The organism is Pseudomonas sp. Z1-14 (assembly GCF_051132005.1).
Classification (GTDB): domain Bacteria; phylum Pseudomonadota; class Gammaproteobacteria; order Pseudomonadales; family Pseudomonadaceae; genus Aquipseudomonas.
In genome coordinates this window covers 4861441-4882876 of record NZ_CP071646.1, presented here as the reverse complement: position 1 = coordinate 4882876, position 21436 = coordinate 4861441, and the positions used below count along the sequence as shown (strand labels likewise).

General features: G+C 60.7%; 19 protein-coding genes and 1 tRNA gene. 9 read left to right on the top strand and 11 right to left on the bottom strand.

What is annotated here, in order from left to right:
• Positions 1-22 precede the first annotated feature (22 nt).
• The 8 genes from tolR (at position 23) to J3P89_RS22535 (ending at position 5889) form a co-directional block, all read left to right on the top strand.
• The gene (tolR, locus tag J3P89_RS22570; RefSeq protein WP_162254906.1) at positions 23-475 is read left to right on the top strand and encodes a protein TolR; all 453 of its coding nucleotides are present in this window, start codon (positions 23-25) and stop codon (positions 473-475) included.
• On the top strand, positions 475-1554 hold the full coding sequence (gene tolA, locus J3P89_RS22565; RefSeq protein WP_186611664.1) for a cell envelope integrity protein TolA: 1080 nt from the start codon (positions 475-477) through the stop codon (positions 1552-1554). Before tolR ends, tolA begins: the two co-directional genes overlap by 1 nt.
• Complete coding sequence (gene tolB / locus J3P89_RS22560) at positions 1551-2852, top strand: Tol-Pal system beta propeller repeat protein TolB (RefSeq protein WP_370870988.1); 1302 nt, start codon at positions 1551-1553, stop codon at positions 2850-2852. Before tolA ends, tolB begins: the two co-directional genes overlap by 4 nt.
• A gap of 52 nt (positions 2853-2904) precedes the next feature.
• Positions 2905-3402, top strand: coding sequence for a peptidoglycan-associated lipoprotein Pal (pal, locus tag J3P89_RS22555; protein WP_003178634.1), 498 nt, complete (start codon positions 2905-2907; stop codon positions 3400-3402).
• A 6-nt stretch (positions 3403-3408) separates the two neighbouring features.
• Positions 3409-4242, top strand: a complete 834-nt coding sequence (gene ybgF / locus J3P89_RS22550) for a tol-pal system protein YbgF (RefSeq protein WP_434569627.1) — start codon at positions 3409-3411, stop codon at positions 4240-4242.
• A 166-nt stretch (positions 4243-4408) separates the two neighbouring features.
• Complete coding sequence (gene queE, locus J3P89_RS22545) at positions 4409-5056, top strand: 7-carboxy-7-deazaguanine synthase QueE (protein ID WP_434695702.1); 648 nt, start codon at positions 4409-4411, stop codon at positions 5054-5056.
• Position 5057: 1 nt separating this feature from the next.
• Positions 5058-5750: a 7-cyano-7-deazaguanine synthase QueC gene (gene queC / locus J3P89_RS22540; RefSeq protein ID WP_305496390.1), complete on the top strand. Its 693-nt coding sequence runs from the start codon at positions 5058-5060 to the stop codon at positions 5748-5750.
• Between the two features lie 63 nt (positions 5751-5813).
• A tRNA-Lys gene (locus tag J3P89_RS22535) sits at positions 5814-5889 on the top strand.
• A 170-nt stretch (positions 5890-6059) separates the two neighbouring features.
• Here the strand turns inward: J3P89_RS22535 and J3P89_RS22530 are convergent.
• The 6 genes from J3P89_RS22530 to J3P89_RS22505 all read right to left on the bottom strand — a co-directional run bounded on the left by J3P89_RS22530 (position 6060) and on the right by J3P89_RS22505 (position 13079).
• Positions 6060-7511 carry a hypothetical protein gene (locus tag J3P89_RS22530; RefSeq protein ID WP_434695701.1) on the bottom strand — a complete coding sequence of 484 codons (1452 nt, stop codon included), beginning with the start codon at positions 7509-7511 and terminating at the stop codon, positions 6060-6062.
• Between the two features lie 96 nt (positions 7512-7607).
• A complete protein-coding gene (locus tag J3P89_RS22525; RefSeq protein ID WP_434695700.1) occupies positions 7608-8795 on the bottom strand; it encodes a cyanate transporter in 1188 nt (395 codons plus the stop codon).
• Between the two features lie 272 nt (positions 8796-9067).
• On the bottom strand, positions 9068-9982 hold the full coding sequence (gene copD / locus J3P89_RS22520; protein ID WP_434695699.1) for a copper homeostasis membrane protein CopD: 915 nt from the start codon (positions 9980-9982) through the stop codon (positions 9068-9070).
• 1 nt (position 9983) lies between these two features.
• Positions 9984-10370, bottom strand: coding sequence for a copper homeostasis periplasmic binding protein CopC (gene copC, locus J3P89_RS22515; protein ID WP_434695698.1), 387 nt, complete (start codon positions 10368-10370; stop codon positions 9984-9986).
• A gap of 53 nt (positions 10371-10423) precedes the next feature.
• Entirely contained in the window at positions 10424-11326 is a 903-nt protein-coding gene (locus tag J3P89_RS22510) for a copper resistance protein B (RefSeq protein WP_434695697.1), read from the bottom strand.
• Between the two features lie 10 nt (positions 11327-11336).
• Positions 11337-13079 carry a copper resistance system multicopper oxidase gene (locus tag J3P89_RS22505; RefSeq protein ID WP_434695696.1) on the bottom strand — a complete coding sequence of 581 codons (1743 nt, stop codon included), beginning with the start codon at positions 13077-13079 and terminating at the stop codon, positions 11337-11339.
• A gap of 316 nt (positions 13080-13395) precedes the next feature.
• Between J3P89_RS22505 and nadA the strand changes: the two genes are divergently transcribed.
• Positions 13396-14454: a quinolinate synthase NadA gene (nadA, locus tag J3P89_RS22500; RefSeq protein WP_434695695.1), complete on the top strand. Its 1059-nt coding sequence runs from the start codon at positions 13396-13398 to the stop codon at positions 14452-14454.
• Positions 14455-14670: 216 nt separating this feature from the next.
• On the opposite strand, the gene J3P89_RS22495 is transcribed toward nadA, so the two are convergent.
• The 5 genes from J3P89_RS22495 to gcvP all read right to left on the bottom strand — a co-directional run bounded on the left by J3P89_RS22495 (position 14671) and on the right by gcvP (position 21433).
• Complete coding sequence (locus J3P89_RS22495; RefSeq protein WP_434569619.1) at positions 14671-15159, bottom strand: RDD family protein; 489 nt, start codon at positions 15157-15159, stop codon at positions 14671-14673.
• A gap of 94 nt (positions 15160-15253) precedes the next feature.
• Positions 15254-15466 (bottom strand): cold-shock protein, encoded by a 213-nt coding sequence (locus J3P89_RS22490; RefSeq protein ID WP_003227496.1) that lies wholly within the window; start codon positions 15464-15466, stop codon positions 15254-15256.
• A 393-nt stretch (positions 15467-15859) separates the two neighbouring features.
• Positions 15860-16984: a glycine cleavage system aminomethyltransferase GcvT gene (gcvT, locus tag J3P89_RS22485; protein ID WP_434695693.1), complete on the bottom strand. Its 1125-nt coding sequence runs from the start codon at positions 16982-16984 to the stop codon at positions 15860-15862.
• A gap of 31 nt (positions 16985-17015) precedes the next feature.
• The gene (locus J3P89_RS22480) at positions 17016-18392 is read right to left on the bottom strand and encodes an L-serine ammonia-lyase (protein ID WP_434695691.1); all 1377 of its coding nucleotides are present in this window, start codon (positions 18390-18392) and stop codon (positions 17016-17018) included.
• Positions 18393-18583: 191 nt separating this feature from the next.
• Positions 18584-21433, bottom strand: a complete 2850-nt coding sequence (gene gcvP / locus J3P89_RS22475) for an aminomethyl-transferring glycine dehydrogenase (protein ID WP_434695690.1) — start codon at positions 21431-21433, stop codon at positions 18584-18586.
• Positions 21434-21436 lie beyond the last annotated feature (3 nt).

Sequence of the window (21436 nt, the reverse complement as noted above, 5' to 3'; positions counted from 1 at the left end):
CAGGTATTTCCCGATGGCTTTAATCGCTCGAGCCCGAAACAAGCGCAAGCCGGTTGCCGAGATGAACGTGGTGCCCTACATCGACGTGATGCTGGTGCTGCTGGTCATCTTCATGGTGACCGCGCCGATGCTCAATCAGGGCGTGAAGGTCGATCTGCCCAAGGTTTCCAGCGAAGCCTTGCCGCAGGACAACAACACCCAGGTCCTGACCATTTCGATCAAGGCCGACAAGACCTATTACTGGAACCTTGGCAGCGAAGTCGACACCGAGAAGCAGCAGGACCGGGCCATGACCCTGCCGCAGATGACCGATGCGGTGACCAAGATCATCAATGCCGGCAACAGCAACGGCAAGCGCACCCAGGTCTTCATTCGCGGCGACAAGACCGTCGACTACGGTGCCGTGATGGGCGCCATGGGCGGCCTGCAGAAAGCCGGGGTCGGTAATGTTGGCTTGATCACCGAGGCGCCCTGATGCAGCAACAGCGAGAGCCGTCCGCCTCGGAAAGCTACTTCTGGCCTAGTGTCCTGGCAATCGGCCTGCATGTGCTGGTATTCGGCATGCTGTTCGTCAGTTTTGCCATGACACCGGAGCTGCCGCCGGCCAAGCCGATCGTGCAGGCGACCCTGTACCAGCTCAAATCGAAAAGCCAGGCCACCACGCAGACCAACCAGAAGCTTGCCGGCGAGGCGAAGAAATCCGCCGCGCGCCAGACCGAAGTCGAGCAGATGGAGCAGAAGAAGGTCGAGCAGGAAGCGGTGAGAGCAGCGGAACAAAAGAAAGAGGAAGCTGCTCAAAAGGCCGAAGAAGCCAAGAAGGCCGATGAGGCGAAAAAAGCGGACGAGGCCAAAAAGGCCGACGAAGCCAAGAAAGCCGACGAGGCGAAGAAAACCGCCGAAGCGAAAAAGGCAGAAGAGAAACAATTGGCTGATATAGCCAAGAAGAAAGCCGAAGAAGAAGCCAAGAAAGCCGCTGAAGAAGAGGCCAAGAAAGCGGCCGCTGAAGAAGCGAAGAAAAAGATTGTCGAGGACGCGAAGAAAAAAGCGGCCGAAGACGCCAAGAAGAAAGCTGAAGCTGAAGAGGCGAAAAAGAAAGTCGCCGAAGACGCGAAGAAGAAAGCCGCCGCCGACGCCGCCAAGAAGAAGGCCCAGGACGCAGCGCGTAAATCCGCCGAAGAGAAAAAGGCCCAGGCCCTGGCAGATTTGCTTTCCGACACGCCGGAGCGTCAGCAGGCCTTGGCCGACGAGCAGGGCGATGAAGTCGCCGGCAGCTTCGACGATCTGATTCGCGCCCGGGCGGCGGAAGGCTGGGCTCGTCCTCCTTCGGCGCGCAAAGGCATGACGGTAGTATTACAAATCGGCATGTTGCCCGACGGTACGGTTACCTCGGTCAGCGTGGCCAAGTCCAGTGGCGATGGTCCGTTCGACGCTTCGGCGGTCGCGGCGGTCAAGAACATTGGGCGATTGACGGAAATGCAAGGAATGAAGCCGAGCGATTTTGCTCCCTATCGTTCGTTCAAGATGACATTCACACCTGAGGATCTAGCCTTGTGAGAAACCTTCTTCGATCAATGCTTGTCGTTATCTGCTGCCTGGCAGGGATAGCGGTAGCAGAGGAAAAGAACATCCTGGTCACCAGCGGCAGCGACCGTGCGACCCCGATCGCCGTCGTTCCGTTCGGTTGGCAGGGCGGCAGCGTCCTGCCGGACGACATGGCGGAAATCATCGGCAACGACCTGCGCAACTCGGGCTACTACGCGCCGATTCCCAAGCAGAACATGATCAGCCTGCCGACCCAGGCCAGCGAAGTCATCTACCGCGACTGGAAGGCTCTTGGCGCCCAGTACATCATGGTCGGCAGCATCGTTCCGGCCGGTGGCCGCCTGCAGGTGCAGTACGCCCTGTTCAACGTCGCCACCGAGCAGCAAGTGCTGACCGGCAGCGTGTCGGGCAGCGTTGACCAGTTGCGTGACATGTCCCACTACATCGCCGACCAGTCGTTCGAGAAACTTACCGGCATCAAGGGCGCGTTCTCGACCCGCATGCTCTACGTGACCGCCGAACGCTTCTCCGAGAAAAATACCCGCTACACCCTGCAGCGCTCCGACTATGACGGCGCCCGCGCGGTGACCCTGCTGCAATCGCGCGAGCCGATCCTGTCGCCGCGTTTCGCCCCCGATGGCAAGCGCATCGCCTATGTGTCGTTCGAACAGAAGCGCCCGCGCATCTTCGTTCAACACATCGACACCGGTCGCCGCGAGCAGATCACCAACTTCGAAGGCCTGAACGGCGCGCCTGCCTGGTCGCCCGACGGTACGCGGCTGGCGTTCGTGCTGTCCAAGGATGGCAATCCGGACATCTACGTGATGAACCTGGCTTCACGCTCGATCTCCCGCGTGACCAACGGCCCGGGCATCAACACCGAACCGTTCTGGGGCAAGGATGGCTCGACTATCTACTTCACCTCGGACCGTGGCGGCAAGCCGCAGATCTACAAGACCAGCGCCGGTGGCGGTGGTGCCGAGCGCGTGACGTTCGTCGGTAACTACAACGCCAACCCTAAACTTTCGGCGGACGAAAAGACTCTGGTGATGATTCATCGCCAGGACGGTTTCACCAATTTCAAGGTGGCGGCCCAGGATTTGCAGCGCGGTAGCGTAAAAATCCTCACTGATAGCACTCTGGACGAGTCACCTACTGTTGCGCCCAACGGCACCATGGTAATCTACGCCACCCGCCAGCAGGGCCGGGGAGTCTTGATGCTCGTGTCCATTAATGGACGCGTGAGGCTCCCGCTTCCTACCGCTCAAGGCGAAGTCAGAGAACCGTCCTGGTCCCCTTACCTGAACTGACGCGGCGCAATACGTTTTACTTAACACACTGGGGTTCATTAGGAGTTTCACGATGGAAATGCTGAAGTTTGGTAAATTTGCTGCGCTGGCTCTGGCCATGGCTGTAGCTGTAGGTTGCTCGTCCAAAGGCGGCGACAACGCCGGTGAAGGCGCTGTTGATCCAAACGCTGGTTACGGCGCTAACACTGGTGCAGTTGATGGCTCCCTGAGCGAAGAAGCTGCTCTGCGCGCAATCACCACCTTCTACTTCGAATACGACAGCTCGGACCTGAAGCCAGAAGCCATGCGCGCTCTGGACGTTCACGCCAAAGACCTGAAAGCAAACGGCGCTCGCGTTGTTCTGGAAGGCAACACCGACGAACGTGGTACTCGTGAGTACAACATGGCACTGGGCGAGCGTCGTGCGAAAGCCGTTCAGCGCTACCTGGTACTGCAAGGTGTTTCCCCAGCTCAGCTGGAACTGGTTTCCTACGGCGAAGAGCGTCCAGTTGCTACCGGCAACGACGAGCAGTCCTGGGCTCAAAACCGTCGCGTCGAACTGCGTAAGTAATTCGTCATGCGAACGTGCCGTCGTGCTGTAACTGTTCTGGCTCTCAGCCTCGCGCCGCTTGCGGCGTGGGCTGCGGTTCCTGTGGTCGATAACGATGCCGGCTATAACAATAGCGGGAGCAGTTATCCGCCTGCAGGTTACGGTACGAACGGCGCCTATGCCGGGGGAGGGGTTTCGGCCCCTGTCTCGGCACAGGGCGAGCTGTTCAACCAACTGCAGCAAATGCAGGATCAACTTTCACGCCAGCAAGGCGCGATTGAAGTTCTGCAAAACGAAGTATCGCGCATGAAGCAGGAAAACCTGGAGCGATACCAGGATCTTGATCGGCGCATAGGAACCGGCGTTGCACCTGCCGCGACTCCTGAGAATTCTCCAGCCGGTGGCGACTTGAACGCCCCCGGTGCAGCCGCAGGCGCTGGGGCGAGTGCCCCGGCAGCACCTGCCGCCGGTGGCGAGCCGGCTGACCCGGCGAAGGAAAAGCTCTATTACGATGCGGCCTTCGACCTGATCAAAGCCAAGGATTTCGACAAGGCCAGCCAAGCCTTCGGCGCTTTCCTGCGTAAATACCCCAACAGTCAGTATTCGGGTAATGCCCAATACTGGCTGGGCGAAGTGAACCTGGCCAAGGGCGACCTGCAAGGCGCCGGCCAGGCGTTCGCCAAGGTCTCGCAGCTGTATCCCAAGCATGCCAAAGTGCCGGATTCGCTGTACAAGCTCGCTGATGTCGAGCGCCGCCTCGGTCATACCGACAAGGTAAAAGGCATTCTGCAGCAGGTGGTGGCCCAATATCCGGGCACCTCCGCCGCTCAGTTGGCCCAGCGCGATCTGCAACGCATGTAAGGCCGTTTGACCCGTTTTGAAGAAACCCGCGCCTGTCGCGGGTTTTTTCGTTAGAATTCACGCCCTTTTTCTGAAACACGCTTCCTGGGATCTACGCGTTGGCGGGGTTGCTTGAAGTGCCTGACGGAGGCGGACAGCCTGTTTAGCTGTTACGCCCGTGGCGACTATGCAAGACACATTGAGAATTACCGAAGTTTTTTACTCGTTGCAGGGTGAAACGCGGACGGCCGGGTTGCCCACTGTTTTTGTGCGCCTCACCGGTTGCCCGCTGCGTTGCCAATACTGCGACAGCGCCTACGCCTTCAGCGGCGGTACCTTGCGCACCCTCGATGAGCTCGTCGAACAAGTGGCAGGTTTTCGTCCGCGCTATGTTTGCGTCACTGGCGGTGAGCCATTGGCACAACCCAATGCCATCCCTTTACTCAAGCGACTGTGCGATGCCGGCTATGAGGTCTCGCTGGAGACCAGCGGCGCCTTGGATATCTCGGCTGTCGATCCGCGCGTCAGTCGTGTCGTGGACCTGAAGACCCCGGGTTCGAAGGAGGCGCATCGTAACCGCTACGAGAACATGGAGCTGTTGACGTCCAACGACCAGGTCAAATTTGTTATCTGTTCGCGGGAAGATTACGACTGGGCGGTGTCCAAGCTGATCCAGTACGGACTCGATCAGCGCGCCGGCGAGGTATTGTTCTCGCCGAGTCACCATGACCTGAACGCCCGGGATCTGGCCGACTGGGTGGTAGCGGACAATTTGCCGGTGCGCCTGCAATTGCAGCTGCATAAATATCTTTGGAACGACGAGCCGGGGCGCTGACATGACTGAACAGTCAACCACTTCTGAAAAACGTGCCGTCATCCTGCTGTCCGGTGGCCTGGACTCGGCGACCGTCGTGGCGATGGCCCGTGCCGAAGGTTATCGCTGCTACACCATGAGCTTCGATTATGGCCAGCGCCACCGTGCCGAACTGCATGCTGCCGAGCGAGTGGCACGAGACCTGGGTGTAATCGAACACAAGGTGATCGGCCTGAACCTCAACGGCATCGGCGGTTCGGCGTTGACCGACAGTTCCATCGACGTACCCGAAGCACCGAGCGAGGGGATTCCGGTGACCTACGTGCCGGCGCGCAATACCGTGTTCCTGTCCCTGGCGTTGGGCTGGGCCGAAGTACTGGGGGCGCGTGACATCTTCATTGGTGTCAATGCGGTGGATTATTCCGGTTATCCGGATTGCCGCCCGGAGTTCGTCGAAGCCTTCGAGCGTATGGCCAACCTGGCGACCAAGGCCGGTGTAGAAGGGCAAGGCTTCCGTATCCAGGCGCCGCTGCAAAATCTCAGCAAGGCTGACATCGTCAAGGCGGGGGTGAAGCTGGGCGTGGACTACGGCCTTACCGTCTCGTGCTATCAGGCCGATGATCAAGGGCGTGCTTGTGGCAAGTGCGACAGCTGCCGTCTGCGTGCTGAAGGCTTCGCGGCAGCCGGCGTAAGCGATCCAACCCCTTATTTTTGATTTATTTCAAATTAAGTGTTGAATAGTCCTTAGAAATCAGTATTATACGCGCCACCACACAGAGGGTCGTTAGCTCAGTTGGTAGAGCAGTTGGCTTTTAACCAATTGGTCGTAGGTTCGAATCCCACACGACCCACCATTTTCTGTAGTTTTAAAAGTCTGGAAGGCCCACGTAAGTGAGGATTTCCGGATTTTTTTTTGCCTGGAATAAAGTATCCCCCCGCGCAGAAGCGAGGAGTCAGGTGCTGCGGCTGGACGGTCGCAGAGCGGACGCATGCCAGCTCTGCGACGAGTAGCGCGAGCTATACGCTATGACCTGACCTGGTCTGGCGCTTTCTTCTCGCCCCAAGCGGAGCGATGGATACCTGGAACCAGCACTTCCCAACCTAGCCAACGTCCTGCGTGGATTTGCCATGATGGTACCCGGCAGGACCATTCATTTGGCGCCTTCCTGGCGAATGCCGGCAACAGAGGTTTTCGTACGACTTTGCTGTTGAGCGTGCTGACACAGAACTTCGAGTAGTTTTTCAGCTCCTTGAGTTCAAGCGACAGCATGTCTTTTGGGCACAGCAGCAGTACGTCCCCAAAGGAATACAACTGGAACGCCTCGACTTCTATTTTTTTCGCGGCCACCTGACGTGTTTTCCACAGGGTGGCGCTCAGGTCCTGCAGCTCCATGTCTTCTGGCAACGCATATCGTTCTGCCGTTTTTTGCCGAACTGACAAGCCTTCGGCCGCGATATAGGTAATGTGGCTCAAACTGCCTGGTGAAAGCATTGTGAAGGCGCAGAATGCGAGGATCATTGCCATCAGGCCATTGAAGGTACGCCTGTAGATGTCCCCCTTGAAACAATAAAAGATGATGACTGGCAGCAGGGTGAAGATGAGTGTCAACCAAGACAGACCCGCCACGTAGGGGACGGTGTCCGGCGTTTCCCTCTCCATATACGAACGTATCGTCAACAGGATTGGAAAAGCGGCGAAGATCACAGTGACAAATATGGAGAGCGAGAGCAGGGAGACGAGCCAGAATCCTTTGCGAGCCCATACCCATGACCATAGCCGCTGGCATTCTCCTGTCATCCGTAGCCACGTCGGCGTCGTCCTGTTTTTGAGTGCCTGCCACGAATCAGTAAGCCGTTTTGGCAGCCGGACCTTCGGGGCGCGGGCTGCCTTCTGCGGCTTTTGTTTTTTTTGCTTTATCTGCTGATGGTGCGCCAGGCGTTTCAGGCGGGCTCGATCCAGCCTGGCTTGGACAAGGATGCTTTTCCTGATGATTTTTTTGAACGGCGTGAAGGCGTACATGAGAAAGCACGCAACGAAGACGACCACCAGTAACGCCGCGAATGTCGCCCATGCGTTTAATGCGGGCAGGAAGAAAGTGGTCAGGATGAATGCGCTAAATCCAACGACAGTGGGGAACGCCAGATAAAAAACGATCCTCGGCTGGTTATCCTTCAGGTTTGAAAACAGCGAAACCGAGCAGCCGAACATCCAGGTTGTTGCTCCGAGGATGAACAGGTACGAGAGCATCAGCAGTAGAACCAGTACGACCCAGACCAACAGTGCGGACTTCACATCGATGGACGGCATGAACAGATCGATTCGTCCAATCGTGCGGGTATAGAGATACAGTGTGATGAACCCTAGCCCTGTTGCGAGCAGGCCCAAGGTGACTGTGATCTGGGTCCAATAGGAAAGAATGCGTCTGACGGTGTGCTTGAGTACTTCAGCGAAGGTTCTGTCAGGTCTGACGGACAAGGCGTAGCTCCCTTACAAGGTAAAATTCCTGGCAGGTATAGTAGCGCCAGGAAGCGAGAGCTAAAGCTTCAACCTGTAAACTCCTACCTGAAATCGTTAGCGGATGTGCTTTGCGTAATGTTTCGGGTCCAGGCGCAATACCATAACCATCATCAGCGCGATGACCGCCACGAGCGACCACCAAGCCCATTCGAAACTTCCCAGCCGGTCGCGGATCATCCCGGCAATCAGCGGCGACAGCCCGGCGATGAGGTAGCCGATGCCCTGCACGAATGCAGTGAGCCCCCCGGCGCGGCGTGGGTTGTCCAGGTGATCGAGGGAGACGATCAGGCTCATGGGGAACAGCCCGCCGATACCCAGTCCCAACAGGCTCGGCCATAACAGGCTGAGGCGCTCCGGATTGAGAATCAGACCGCAGAAGCCGGCCATGATCATGACCAGCAGAACGAACAGGATTTTACGTTTGTCCTGCCTGCGGTTGGCGATCGCCGGAGTGATGAGGCCGGACAACACCTCCATCGTCGTGAGAAATCCCAGCAGCAGGCCGGCGTGCTGTTCGCTCCAGCCTTTTTCCACGTAATACGGGGCCAGCCAGGCCAATACGCAAGTATAAGAGGCGGTGCCCAAGCCAAAAAAAATCGCCAGCAGCCAGGCTCGGGCGTTGCCGAAAAACGCTTGGTGGCGTTGGGATGCGGCTTGGGGCAGGGGCGTGACGCTCCAGCGTTGGACCCACCAGCAGCCCAAGGCGACCAGCGCCAGCAAGGCCCAGATCGCCAGGCCGATGCGCCAACTGCCGGTCTGCGCCAGGACAAAGGGTGAAAACGAGGCGGCAAGCGCCGCGCCGCCCATGATTGAGGTGACATACAAGCCCATCAGCAGCGAGACGCTGTCGGAGAAGCGCGCCTTGATCAGTGCTGGCATCACGGCCTGGATCAAGGCGATTCCGAGCCCGGCCACCACCGCGCTGGTGACCAACCCGGCGGCGCTGTCCAGATACAAGCGCGATGCCGTGGCGATACCAATGATCAGCAGCGACAGGACGACGGTACGGTGTTCACCGATGCGCAGGGCGATGCGCATGCCCAGGAACATGGCCACGCCCATCGCCATGACGGGCAGCATGGTCAGCAGTGAAGCGCTGCTGAAACTCAGGGGCACCTCGTCGCGAATGGCTGACAGCAGCGGCCCGACCGCGGCCATCGAGGGCCGCAGGTTCAGCGCTACCAGCACGATACTGACCATCAGCCAGACGGCGCGGGAGCTCAAGATCTGGATGTTTTCCATGATGGGGCCTTGGCTAAGACGAAGCACATTTAGGCTACGGCGACCTGCTTTGGGCAAACTGAAAAACGGCGGGGCTTATCGAATAATCAAATTCCGCACGCAGTTGCCCTTCGTGGCGAGGGAGCTTGCTCCCGCTGGGCTGCGAAGCAGACCTGAAAAAGAATGGACGCGATGCATCTGGTGGACCGAGTGCGGCGGTTTTGGGGCGGCTTCGCCCCCCAGCGGGAGCGAGCTCCCTCGCCACGGGTTCGGTGAGTGCCGTGAGAGGGGTTCTATCCTATCCCTGGGCTTAACGTCCCCAGCCACGCCACCAATCCCAGGATAACCACCGCTACACAAAGCTCCAGCAGCATGCTGCGCCGCAGGGCCCTCACCGCGGCTCGGCGCTCGCCGGTCTGTCGGGCCTGTTCCAGCAGCGGGCCCAGGTGAAAACGGTTCAGCGCGGCGAACCCCAGCATGGCCAGGAACAGGCCGAGTTTCAGCACCAGCAACTGACCATAGGTGCTGTCGAGTAACCCCGCGATGTTCGGGCCGACGATGAACAGATAATTGGCGACTCCTGTCACCGCGATGACTGCCACAATTACCGCACCGGCCGTGGCAAATCCGCTCAAGGTCCGGGCCAGTACCGCCAGCTGAGGTTCGGCCTGCCGAAGCAGCAGGGCAAACGCGGCCAAGGCTCCGACCCAGCCACCCGCTGCCCACAGGTGCAGGAAGTCGCTGATGAAATGCCAGCTCCGGCGTGCGCCTTCGTCCATGGCGCCGTGCCCCGCCCAGGCCAGCGTCGCCAGAGCCACGGCTCCGCCCAGCATGGCCAGGACCAGGCTGACGGTTGGCGAGCGGCTATCAAGCGTCACGGCGAAACCGGCCAGCAACAACGCCGCCATGCGCAGCGTCCAGCTCAGACCGACATCGGTTTCCAGCACCATCATTTCGAAGTGCGGCCACAGCTCCGCCCACTCCGAAGCTCCGCTCATGGCCCAGGTCATGCACGCCATGGCGCCCAGGGAGAGCAACATCCCAAGCACGGCCGTGGTCGCCAGCAACGACGCGAAAGGCAACACCGCGCCTGACGCCCGCTCCCGACCTCGCAGGCTGTAAAGGCCAAACGCAGCCAGGCCGAACAGCAACATCAGATCCAGGTACAGGGCAAAGCGCAGCGCGATGTTGATCGAGTCGCTCGTCAACTCACTTCACCTTGAACGTGATATTGCCGGTGATCGGGTGCGTGTCTGACGATACCGCACGCCACTGCACCTGGTAGGTGCCGGCGGTGAGAGGCGCATGGGGAGTAATGACCATGGTTTTCGGATCATCGCTGCCGGAAACCTTGGCTGGCACGGGCATTGGTGCGTGCGCCGACATGCCGGGCATCCCGGTCATAATCAGCTTGGCGCCGGAAAATTGGGTCACGAGATTTTCGGAAAAGTGCAGCTCGATCTTCCCTGGCGATGCCCCCTCAGCGCCTTCGGCGGGGCTGGAGGACAGCAGTTTCGGATGGGCCTGGGCCAGGCCACTGGCCAACAGGCCGGTGGACAGCGCGGCGGCCATGACAGCGGTTTTGATGAATGACATGCAAGGACTCCTACAGCTTGTTTTTCAGTGATTGATGGAGCAGGGCCAATGCCTCAGAACCACAGGCGCACACCTACGACCAGGCGTGCCTCGCTGCGGTCTTCGCCTTCGTCCCGGGCGTAGTCGGCGGTGTTGCCGTAGACGCGGTTCCAGGTCACGCCAACGTACGGGGCGAACTCACGGCGGATTTCGTAGCGCAGCCGCAGCCCCACTTCGGTGTCGGACAATCCCGAGCCGACGCCCCGATCAGGGTCATTCTTGCCGTAGAAGTTGGCTTCGGCGGTGGGCTGCAGAATCAGCCGATTGGTCAGCAGAATGTCGTAGTCGCCCTCCAGGCGCGCCGCGCTCTGGCCATCTTCACCGATGAAGGCGGTGGCCTCGGCTTCGAAGTTGTACAGCGCCATGCCTTGTACGCCGAATGCTGCCCAGGTCTGTGAGTCGCCTGGCTTGAAGTCCTGGCGCACGCCGGCCACCACATCCCACCAAGGGCTGATGGCATGGCCCCAGAGGGCCTGGAGTTCGGCTTCTTCGGTCTTGCCATGGGTGCGCTCGCCTTCAGAGCGCAGCCACAAGCGGTCGATGTCGCCGCCGATCCAGCCGGAGGCATCCCAGCTAAGGGCGCTGCCGTCATCGGCGTCTTGCCACTCCAACTGGTCGATCAGGAAGAATGAGTTGATGGCGCTGTCGTGCACCGCATGGCCACCATGGTCTTCATAGACGGCGGCGCGGTCAGCGGCGGTCAGTTCAGGGATCGGTGTGCGACTGCTGGTGGGCGCGGCTTGCATGGAATCCATGCCCTGCATCGAGTCCATGCCTTGCATCTGGCTGTGGTCCATACCCGGCATCTGGCTGTGATCCATGCCTTGCATCGTGTCGCTTGCTGCCCAAGCTGACAGGCTGGTGCCGAGGGCAAGCACAGCCACGGGCAGGGTGGGGGATTTAAACAGGCTGATCATGGTCGGCTCCTCATTCCTGTACCCGGACTTCGCGGAACATGCCCATTTCCATGTGAAACAGCAGGTGGCAGTGATAGGCCCAGCGGCCAAGCGCGTCGGCGGTCACTCGATAGCTGCGCCTGGAACCGGGCGGTACGTCGATGGTGTGCTTGCGCACCATGAACTGGCCGTTTTCGTCTTCCAGGTCGCTCCACATGCCGTGCAGGTGGATGGGGTGGGTCATCATGGTGTCGTTGATCAACACGATGCGCAGGCGCTCGCCGTACTTGAGCAGCAGCGGCGCGGCGTCGCCGAACTTCACGCCGTTGAACGACCAGACGAATTTTTCCATGTGCCCGGTCAGGTGCAGCTCGATCGTGCGGCCCGGCTCGCGGCCGTCGGGGTCGGCAAAGGTGCTGCGCAGGTCCGCGTAGGTCAGCACTTTGCGGCCATTGTTGCGCAGGCCCATGCCTGGGTCGTCGAGCTTGGGTTTGACGCTCATGGCCTGCATGTCCACCAACGGATTGTCGTTCTCCGTTTCGGGATGGGTTTGCATCCCGCCCATACCTGGCATGGTGCCGTGGTCCATGCCGGTCATGTCATCCATGCCCTGCATCTGGCTATGGTCCATGCCCCGCATTGATCCGTGATCCATGCCGGCCATGCCCATGTCGTCCATGGTCACCAGCGGCCGTGGGTCCAGGGGCGGTACCGGCGCCGCCAATCCGGCCCGGGTCGCGAGGGTGCCGCGGGCGTAGCCGGTGCGGTCCATGGACTGGGCGAACAGGGTGTAGGCTTGCTGCGTCGGCTCGATGATGACGTCGTAGGTTTCCGCCACGGCAATTCGGAACTCATCGACACTCACCGGTTTGACGTACTGGCCATCAGAGGCCACGACGGTCATTTTCAGGCCGGGGATACGCACATCGAAATAGGTCATCGACGAGCCATTGATGAAACGCAAGCGGATGCGTTCCCCCGGCTTGAACAGGCCGGTCCAGTTCAAGTCCGGTGCCTGGCCGTTCATGAGATAGGTGTAGGTGGCGCCACTGACGTCGGCCAGGTCGGTGGGATTCATCTTCATCTCGGCCCACATCTTGCGATCGGCCACGGTGGCGGCCCAGCCGTTCTTGCCGACATCGTCGATGAAGTCGCCGACCGTGCGTTTGTTGTAGTTGTAGTAGTCCGATTGTTTCTTCAGCTTGCGGATGATTTGGGTGGGGTTTTCATCGCTCCAGTCGGTGAGCATGACCACGTAGTCCCGCTCGTACTGGAAAGGCTCGGGTTCCCTGGCGTCGATGACCAGTGGGCCATAGACCCCGGATTGCTCCTGGAAGCCGGAATGGCTGTGGTACCAGTAGGTGCCGTTCTGCCGGACCTTGAACTGGTAGACATACAGGCCGCCGGGCTCGATGCCTTTGAAGCTCAGCCCGGGGACGCCGTCCATGTTGGCCGGCAGGAGGATGCCGTGCCAATGGATCGAAGTGCTGTCTTGCAGGCGATTGCGTACGCGCAAGGTCACGGTGTCGCCCTCACGCCAGCGCAGCAACGGCCCGGGAATGCCGCCGTTGATGGTCTGGGCGGTGCGCGGGTTGCCGGTGAAATTGACCGGGCTTTCGCCGATGAACAGGTCGAACTCGGTGCCGCTCAGTACGTTGGGCTGGCCCGGGCTGGCAATCGCCCAGACGGGCGAGCGCCACAAGCCCAGGCCACCAAGGATGCCGCCGGCAGTCAGGCCCTTGACGAAGGTTCGCCGGGAAGTTTTCGATTGCATGACGTTTGAAAATCCATCGCTCGATTCAAAGCAGGCACAGGAGCTGGCCCCTGTGCGGGTTGAAAAGAAGATGACACAGCCGGACGCGGCGGGTGATTACATTTCAGTCAGCTTGGCACCACGAGGGAACGGGTGCGTTGCAGTGGCCGGGCACAGGTCAGAATGATCTTTTGTAACGGCGGGATATTCTGTAGCCTTGCCGGCTTCATGCTGTCCCGTGCCTGATTGATACCCACTTTCCCGGCGGTACCCGAGTGGTCCGGAGCCGGGTGTATACTCGACTTTCGCGCAAAACGCGCCCATAGGTCTTGCGAACATGACGCAGATTTCCGAACGCCTTCTGGTCCAGGCCCACCTCGATGCCAAGCAGCCCAAGCCGCTGACGGCCGAGCAAGAAGCCTGGTACCGCGCCGCCATCGCCGCCGAGCTCAAGGCTCAGGACGCGGTGCTGGTTGCGCATTTCTACTGTGACCCGATCATCCAGGCCCTGGCCGAGGAGACCGGGGGCTGTGTTTCCGACTCCTTGGAAATGGCCCGCTTCGGCAACGCCCATCCGGCCAAGACTGTGGTGGTGGCCGGGGTCAAGTTCATGGGCGAGACCGCGAAGATCCTCAATCCTGAAAAACGCGTGCTGATGCCGACCCTGGAAGCCACCTGTTCCCTAGACCTGGGCTGCCCGGTGGATGAGTTCTCGGCGTTCTGCGACCAGCATCCGGAGCGTACCGTGGTGGTCTACGCCAACACTTCGGCGGCGGTAAAGGCCCGGGCCGACTGGGTCGTGACGTCCAGCTGCGCACTGGAGATCGTCGAGAGCCTGATGGACAACGGCGAGACGATCATCTGGGGCCCGGACAAGCACCTGGGGACCTACATCCAGCGCAAGACCGGCGCCGACATGCTGCTCTGGGACGGTGCCTGCATCGTCCACGAGGAGTTCAAGTCCAAGCAACTGGAAGACATGAAGGCGCTGTACCCGGACGCCGCGATCCTGGTGCACCCTGAGTCGCCGACCTCGGTGATCGAGCTGGCGGATGCCGTGGGCTCCACCAGTCAATTGATCGCTGCGGCGCAAAGCTTGCCGAACAAGACGCTGATCGTCGCCACCGACCGCGGCATCTTCTACAAGATGCAGCAGCTGTGCCCCGACAAAGTCTTCATCGAAGCCCCTACGGCTGGCAACGGCGCGGCGTGCCGCAGTTGCGCGCATTGCCCGTGGATGGCGATGAACACCCTGGAGCGCACCCTCCAGGCGTTGAAGGACGGGAGCAACGCGATCTTCGTCGACCCGGCCTTGATCCCTCAGGCCATCCGCCCGCTCAAGCGCATGCTGGACTTCACCCAGGCAGCGCGGATGAAGTTGGCGGGGAATGCTTGATTCCTGGAGTCTTGAGACCTCTGAAGGGCTTGAAGCTTTGAGAGGTATTGAGACCTGAGAAACCTTCGTGGCGAGGGAGCTTGCTCCCGCTAGGCTGCGAAGCAGCCCCCTCCTGCCAGCACCGCATATCTTCAGGTAAACCAAACAGGCCTTTTACGACTGCTGCGCAGCCGAGCGGGAGCAAGCTCCCTCGCCACGAGACCAGTGGTTGTTCCTTTACTTGGTTTTCTTGGGAATCCGCACCAGCTGCGTATCCGAGTAGATGTCGTGCCAGCCGCGCTTGCGCTTGTCGAACAGCGCCCAGATGAAACCCAGCCCCAGCAGCAGCAACGACGCAATCGACACCACGAACCGCAACAGCGCCTGCCACAGACTGATGGCCGTGCCATCGGCGTTCTGCACGCGAATACACCAGACTTGCATGCCCAGGGTCTGGCCGTTGTGGGTCCAGAACTTGGCGAAGAAACCGAACAGCACGAAGAGCAATACGGTGGACAGCAGCGGGTCACCGTCCAATGCTCCGGCGTCAGTGAGGGCGCGCATCTTTTCTTCGCCGATGATCGCCATCTGGATCATCTTGTAGACGCCGCCGGTCACGATCAGCAGCGCCGTGCACAGCAGGAAGTCATAAAACATCGCTGCCAGGCGACGGCCCAGGCCGACGGGTGGAAAATCGCCCTGGGGAGTGAGCAGGTGTTTCGGCATGACGGCCTCGGCTGAAAAAAGAAGCCATTTTACGGATTTGCGCCCATAAAAAAGCCCCTGATATCAATCAGGGGCTTTTTAGTTTGCGAAAGCCTCAGGCCTCGGCTTGAACCTCGTCAGCCTGCATGCCTTTCTGGCCCTGCACAGCGACGAAAGTGACTTTCTGGCCTTCTTTCAGGCTCTTGAAGCCGTTGCCCTGGATGGCGCGGAAGTGCACGAACAGGTCCGGACCGCTTTCAGGGGTGATGAAACCAAAACCTTTTTCGTCGTTGAACCACTTGACGGTACCGCTCTGACGAGTAGACATTTTCTTAATTTCCTTGACGCTAAATTAATGACAGCCTCTTTCAACGCGAAAGAGTACTGGGGCTGGGTTGCAGGAAAGTAAGATGACGTCGAACGGGATGTAGCTAACTTCGTAGGCTACTGCCCAGGTCACGATCCAAGCGACCCATGCAAACACAGTGACGAAACTCTACGCCAACTTCCGATGAAAAAACAACCCCCCTCAAGGGCCCGGATTTGCTCAGCTTGCTGGCGATTTAGATGTTTCGCTGGGGAAGGCTTATTCGAAAGGCTAGTCCGATAGTTCCGCGACGTTATAAGCCCGGTTGAATATCAAACATGCACCTTTTTATGGCGGTTGCGTTACACATTAGTGCACGTTTAACGCAACCGCGTTACTTATAGAAACAGCCAATCAACCACGGTAGTAGCGCTGTGCAACAAATGGCATTTTGCTTACAAGCATGGGCACCTTTTTCCCACGCACAATGGCCCAGACCGGTGTATCCATTGCCACGTAGGCGCTGTCCAGATAGCCCATCGCCAACGGACCGCCCAGCGTCGGGCCGAAACCGCCGCTGCATACGGTGCCGATGTTCTCGCCAGCTTCGTTGACGATCTCCGCGCCCTCGCGCACCGGTGTGCGTTCCTGGGGCAACAGGCCGACGCGTTTGCGGCTGACGCCGCTCTGTTGTTGGGCGAAGATGGTCTCAGCCCCGGGGAACCCACCGGCGCGGGCACCGTCGGCACGGCGTACTTTGGAAATGGCCCAGAGCAGGCTGGCTTCGATCGGCGTGGTTTCGGTGTTCATGTCGTGGCCATAAAGGCACAGGCCGGCTTCCAGGCGCAGGGAGTCGCGGGCACCGAGGCCAATGGCCGCGACTTCCGGTTCGGCCAGCAGGGCACGGGCGAGTTTCTCCGCGTCGGCGGCCGGCACGGAAATCTCGAAACCGTCTTCGCCGGTGTAGCCCGAACGGCTGACAAAACAATCCACGCCCAGCAGCGTGACGCGCTGGAACTGCATGAAGGTCATTTTCGCCACGTCCGGCGCCAGGCGCGCGAGTACGCTGACGGCGGCCGGGCCTTGCAGGGCGAGCAGGGCGCGGGCTTCGAACAGCGGTTCGATGCTGCACCGGTCGCCGATTTTCGCTTGCAGGTGGGCCAGGTCCTGATGCTTGCAGGCGGCGTTGACCACCAGGATCAGTTCGTCATTGCCCAGGTTGGCGACCATCAGGTCGTCAAGGATGCCGCCGTTATCGTTGGTGAACATGGCGTAGCGCTGCATGCCCACCGGCAGGTCGATGATGTCCACCGGCACCAGTGTCTCCAGGGCTTTGGCGGCATCGGCGCCGGTCAGGCGGATCTGGCCCATGTGGGACACATCGAACAGCCCGGCCTGATCACGGGTGTGCTGGTGTTCTTTCATGACGCCCAGCGGGTATTGCACGGGCATGTCGTAGCCGGCAAATGGCACCATGCGCGCGCCCAGCTCAAGGTGCAGCGCGTGCAGCGGGGTTTTCAACAATTGTTCGGTGGACATATCAGCTCCTGGAAAATGAAAGTGGCGCGTATCAGCATTCGATGATGTTGACCGCCAGACCGCCGCGGGCGGTCTCCTTGTATTTGCTTTTCATGTCGGCGCCGGTCTGGCGCATGGTGCGGATGACTTTGTCGAGGGAGACGAAGTGATGCCCGTCGCCGCGCATGGCCATGCGCACCGCGTTGATGGCTTTCACCGAGCCCATGGCGTTGCGCTCGATGCAGGGCACCTGGACGAGGCCGCCAATGGGGTCGCAGGTCAGGCCGAGGTTGTGTTCCATGCCGATTTCGGCGGCGTTTTCCACTTGTTGCACGGTGCCGCCCAAGACTTCGCACAGTGCGCCGGCCGCCATGGAACAGGCCACGCCGACTTCGCCCTGGCAGCCGACTTCGGCGCCGGAAATGGAAGCGTTTTCCTTGTAGAGGATGCCAATGGCGGCGGCCGTCAGCAGGAACCGCACCACGCCATCCTCGTTGGCCCCGGGAATGAAGCGCATGTAGTAATGCAGTACGGCCGGAACGATGCCTGCCGCGCCGTTGGTAGGCGCGGTGACAACGCGTCCGCCGTAGGCGTTTTCTTCGTTGACGGCCAAGGCATACAGGTTGACCCAGTCGAGCACGGACAACGGATCACGCAATGCCGCTTCGGGGTTCTTGCACAGCTGGCGATGCAGCGCGGCGGCCCGTCGCTTGACCTTCAGCCCGCCCGGCAGGATCCCTTCATTGCGACAGCCGGCCGCCACGCAATCCTGCATGACCTGCCAGATCTTCAGCAGGCCGGCGCGGGTTTCGGCTTCGGGGCGCCAGGCACTTTCGTTGGTCAGCATCACCTGGCTGATGGACAGGCCGTAAGTGGTGCAATGGGCGAGCAGGTCCTTGGCGCTCTTGAACGGGAAGGTCAGCGGTGTTGCATCCTCGACGATGCGGTCGGCACCGGCGGCGCCTTCGTCCACCACAAAGCCGCCGCCTACCGAGTAATACTCGCGGCTGCGCACTTGCAACCCGGCGGCATCGAAGGCGCGGAAGATCATGCCGTTGGGGTGGAAGGCCAACGGTTTGCGGATCATCGCCAGGTGCAGTTTTTCGTTGAATTCGATGGGGTGTTCGCCGAGCAGGTTCAGGCGACCGCTGCTGCGAATCTCCTGGAGCCGGGCGGTGACTGTTTCGGTGTCCACGGTATCCGGGTGCTCGCCTTCCAGGCCCAGCAGCACGGCCTTGTCACTGCCATGGCCCTTGCCGGTGGCACCGAGGGAGCCATACAGCTCGACTTTGACGCTGGCAGTGGTCTTGAGCAGGTCATCACGGCGCAGACCTTCGACGAACCGGGCCGCGGCACGCATCGGGCCAACCGTGTGGGAGCTGGAAGGGCCGATGCCGATCTTGAACAGGTCGAACACGCTTAACGACATGGTGTTTCTCCGGTTTCTTTTTATGAGTTCGAGATTGGCGTAGATCCCCTTGTGGGAGCGGGCTTGCTCGCGAAGGCGGTGTGTCAGCCAGATAGATGTTGACTGATACACCGCCTTCGCGAGCAAGCCCGCTCCCACAAGGGATAGGCGGTGTTATTGAAAGAGGGGCGAGCTAGCCCGCCCCTTCATGGTCAAGCGTAGCTTTCGATCGACGGGCAGGCGCAGACCAGGTTGCGGTCGCCGAACACGTTGTCGACCCGGCCCACCGGCGGCCAGTATTTGCCTTCGATCAACGACGCCACCGGGTAAACGGCCTGTTCGCGGCTGTAGGGGTGAGTCCACTCGCCGACGAGTTCCGCCGCGGTGTGCGGGGCGTTTTTCAGCGGGTTGTCGTCTTTGTCGAGGCTGCCGTTCTCCACCGCGCGGATTTCTTCACGGATGCAGATCATGGCGTCGCAGAAGCGGTCCAGTTCTTCCTTGGATTCGCTTTCGGTCGGCTCGATCATCAATGTGCCGGCCACCGGGAACGACATGGTCGGGGCGTGGAAGCCGAAGTCGATCAGGCGCTTGGCGACGTCATCGACGCTGATGCCGCTGCTGTCCTTGAGCGGACGCAAATCGAGGATGCATTCGTGGGCTACCAGGCCGTTGCTGCCGGAGTAGAGCACCGGGTAGTGCTCTTCCAGGCGACGGGCGATGTAGTTGGCGTTGAGGATCGCCAGTTGCGAGGCGCGCTTGAGGCCGGCGCCGCCCATCATGCGGATGTACATCCAGGTGATCGGCAAAATGCTCGCACTGCCGAACGGCGCCGCGCATACCGCGCCTTCCTTGCGCTCCATGTTCGCATGGCCGGGCAGGAACGGTGCCAGGTGCGACTTGACGCCGATCGGGCCGACGCCCGGGCCGCCACCGCCGTGAGGGATGCAGAAGGTCTTGTGCAGGTTCAGGTGCGACACGTCGCCGCCGAACTTGCCTGGGGCGCAGAGGCCGACCATGGCGTTCATGTTGGCGCCGTCGATGTATACCTGGCCGCCATTGTCATGAATGATGCCGCAGATTTCGCGGATGCCTTCCTCGAACACGCCGTGGGTGGACGGGTAGGTGATCATCAGCGCGGCGAGGTGTTCGCGGTGTTCGATGGCCTTGGCGCGCAGGTCTTCGATGTCGACGTTGCCACGGGCATCGCACGCGGTCACGACCACCCGCATGCCGGCCATGTTGGCGGTGGCCGGGTTGGTGCCGTGGGCGGAGGACGGGATCAGGCAGATGTCGCGACGGTCTTCACCACGGCTCTGGTGGTAGGCGCGGATTGCCAGCAGGCCAGCGTATTCACCTTGGGAACCGGCGTTGGGTTGCAGCGACACCGCGTCGTAGCCGGTGGCGGCGCAGAGCATCGCTTCCAGCTCGTCGGTCAACTGCTGGTAGCCGGCGCTCTGCTCGGCCGGGGCGAACGGGTGCAGGGCGCCGAATTCGGCCCAGGTCACCGGGATCATTTCGCTGGCGGCGTTGAGTTTCATCGTGCAGGAACCCAGCGGGATCATGGTGCGATCCAGCGCCAGGTCCTTGTCGGCGAGCTTGCGCAGGTAGCGCATCAGCTCGGTTTCGGAATGGTAGCGGTTGAACACCGGGTGGCTGAGGATCGCCGATTGGCGCACCAGTTCGGCCGGGATGCGGCTTTGCACGCTGGCGGCGAGGGAGGCGAAGTCCGGCAGGGCCTTGCCGTCGGCCAACAGGCTCCACAATGCCTCGATATCAGCCTGGCTGGTGGTCTCGTCCAAGGACAGGCCCAAGCGTTCTGCATCCACCACGCGCAGGTTGATGCGTTGAGCGTGGGCCTTGTCGTGCAGGGCAGTAGTCTGTGCGCCGGTGTGCAGGGTCAGGGTGTCGAAGAAGCTTTCTTGCTCGACGCTCAGGCCCAGCGCGCCCAGGCCCTTGGCGAGGATCGCGGTCAGGTGGTGGATGCGGTTGGCAATCTGCACCAGGCCTTTGGGACCGTGATACACAGCGTACATGCTGGCGATGTTGGCAAGCAGCACCTGGGCGGTGCAGATATTGCTGGTGGCTTTCTCGCGGCGGATGTGTTGCTCGCGGGTCTGCATCGCCAGGCGCAGGGCCGGCTTGCCGAAACGGTCTACGGACACGCCAACCAGACGGCCCGGCATGTCGCGCTTGAACGCATCCTTGGTGGAAAAATACGCCGCGTGCGGGCCGCCGAAACCCAGTGGCACGCCGAAGCGCTGGGCGCTGCCGATGGCCACGTCTGCACCGAATTCACCGGGAGCGGTCAGTAGCGTCAGGGCCAGCAGGTCAGCCGCGACGGCCACCAGGGCATTGGCGGCGTGGAAACGTTCGGTCAGCTCGCTATAGTCGAACAGGTCACCGTTGCTGGCCGGGTATTGCAAGAGTGCGCCAAAAAAGCCGCTGACGTCGCTCAGTTCGCGTTCATCACCGACCACCACGTCGATACCCAGGGGTTCGGCACGGGTGCGCAGCACGTCGAGGGTCTGCGGGTGGCAATGGCGAGAGGCGAAGAAGGCATTGCTGCCCTTGTTCTTGCTCAGGCGTTTGCAGAAGGTCATGGCTTCGGCAGCGGCGGTGGCTTCGTCGAGCAGCGAGGCGTTGGCGATCGGCAGGCCGGTGAGGTCGCTGATCAAGGTCTGGAAATTCAGCAGCGCTTCGAGACGGCCCTGGGAAATTTCCGGCTGGTACGGCGTGTAAGCGGTGTACCAGGCCGGGTTTTCCAGCAGGTTGCGCAGGATCGGCGCCGGGGTGTGGCAGTTGTAGTAACCCTGGCCGATGTAGGTCTTGAATAGCTGGTTCTTGCCGGCAATGGCCTTGATCGAGGCCAATGCATCGGCTTCGCTCTGGCCGTCGCCCATGTCCAGCACACTGGTGCCCTTGATGCTTTCCGGGATGACGCTGGCGCTCAGGGCTTCCAGGGAGTCGAAACCCAGGCGCTCGAGCATGGCTTGCTCGTCGCTGGCCCGAGGGCCGATATGACGGGCGATGAATTCGTTGGCGGTGCCGAGATTTACGGTCATGTC